1 protein-coding gene and 1 pseudogene are annotated in these 1,600 nt (G+C 71.6%); one reads left to right on the top strand and one right to left on the bottom strand.

Annotated features, from left to right (window positions below; all coding sequences use genetic code 11):
- Positions 1-952: glycosyltransferase family 2 protein (locus J7E68_RS03555; protein WP_215169913.1), on the bottom strand; the 952-nt coding region annotated here is incomplete at its 3' end.
- Between the two features lie 164 nt (positions 953-1,116).
- Here J7E68_RS03555 and J7E68_RS03550 point away from each other — a divergent pair.
- Positions 1,117-1,600 (top strand): annotated as a pseudogene (locus J7E68_RS03550) (hypothetical protein); the annotation flags it as partial.

Genomic DNA, 1,600 nt, shown 5'->3' with positions numbered 1-1,600 from the left:
GCGGAGCGGGCACCCGTCGCCGAGGCCCGTCGAGACGCGCCAGCACGGACGACGCCTCCTCCTCCGGCAGCCGTGCGAGAAGACCACGGATTCCCGCGCGCATCTCGGCACGCAGGGCGGGGGCCATCCGTCGTGCACGCACGAGGTGCCGGGAGCTCAGCGCCAGCACGGTCCACACCGCCTTCGGCAGGAACCGGTCGGCCTCGGCATCCGCGGCGACGATGTCGAGCACCTCGCCCATCGCTCGCACGAAGTCGAGCTGGCGACGATCCCGCACCTGCGTGAGCGACGTCGTCACCCCTCGCCGATAGAGCAGCGCCGGGGCGTCGACCACGGCGAACGACCGCGCGTGCAGGTGCAGCCGCCAGATCCACGGTCGGTCTTCGGCGGTGAAGAGGCCGGGGGTGAACTGCGCGAGGCCGTCGTCGATCAGGCGGCGATGCAGGATGCCCGCCCATGCGAACGGGTAGTCGACCATCGTCGGCTCGTTCTCGGGCAGGATCGCCGCGCGCGGTGAGGCGACGGCCTCCCGCCACGGGTACGGCGCCTGAACGAGGGTGCGCAGCCCGCCCTTCACCGTGACGTGATCGGTGCGGATCATGTCGCAGTCCAGTTCGCGCAGCCGCCGGGCGAGCACCGAGAGCCGCTGCGGCTGCATCCAGTCGTCTCCGTCGAGAAAGCAGAACGCCTCTCCCTCGACGTGCGCGAGGCCCTGGTTGCGCGCGCTCGCGAGTCCGTGCGGCCGCGCGTTGACGATCACTTCGGCGTGCGGGAAGCGCTCGGCGTAACGACGCATCAGGATGCCGGTGTCATCGCGGGACCCGTCGTCGATGGCCACCAGCTTGAGCGCAGACGGGTCGTCGAACTGCCGCGTCAGAGTCTCGAGCGTGGTGCCGATGTACGCCCCGGCGTCTTTGGCGGGCAGGATGACGGTGACGAGCGGTGTGCGCACAGAACTCCCCGGGTCGACGGTCTCGGCATGGTCTCAGCACTTCGTTGCCGATCGGGGACCTGCGGGTGAACGCACGGTGACGCGGTGCGACGCGGTCACGGTGGCGGCGGGACGCCGGCCGGGCCGGATTCGCACCTCACTGCCCGATCGGCGACGATGGGTGCATGCTCTGGCCCTTCGGTACCACCTGGCGCCCCGTGCGGCAGAAGCGTCGCACCACGGTAGACCTGCGGTGGCTGAGCGCACGCACGTGGACACGCCGCTGGTACCCGCAGGGCATCGACCTGGGTCTCTGGCACGGCAGGCGCACTCTCGCCGTGAGCTGGTTCCGTCAGCAGCTCGACGGGCATCACCTCGCATCGCGGGTGGCCTTCGTCGACCTCGACCGCTCCCGCCACCTCGACGTGCTGCTCGCGGTCGAAGAGGACGGCGAGCTGCAGCCGGCGGCGATCCACGCCGGGGGTCTCGCCTGGTTCGACGACCGCCTGTTCGTCGCGGCCACGGGCCGGGGCATCTGGGAGTTCGACCTCGCCGAGATCCGTCGGGTCCGCGGTGCCGATGCGCGACGCCTCGCCGGCGCTCGCGGGCGGGGCCTGCGGGCGACCGCACTCGTGGCCGTGCGCACCCGCGTGCATCCGATCGACATCC

Origin of the sequence: Microbacterium sp. ISL-103, from assembly GCF_018613995.1 — a bacterium.
Taxonomy (GTDB): domain Bacteria; phylum Actinomycetota; class Actinomycetes; order Actinomycetales; family Microbacteriaceae; genus Microbacterium.
The sequence above is the reverse complement of the archived record's forward strand: the minus strand, read 5'-3'. Positions and strand labels throughout refer to the sequence as shown.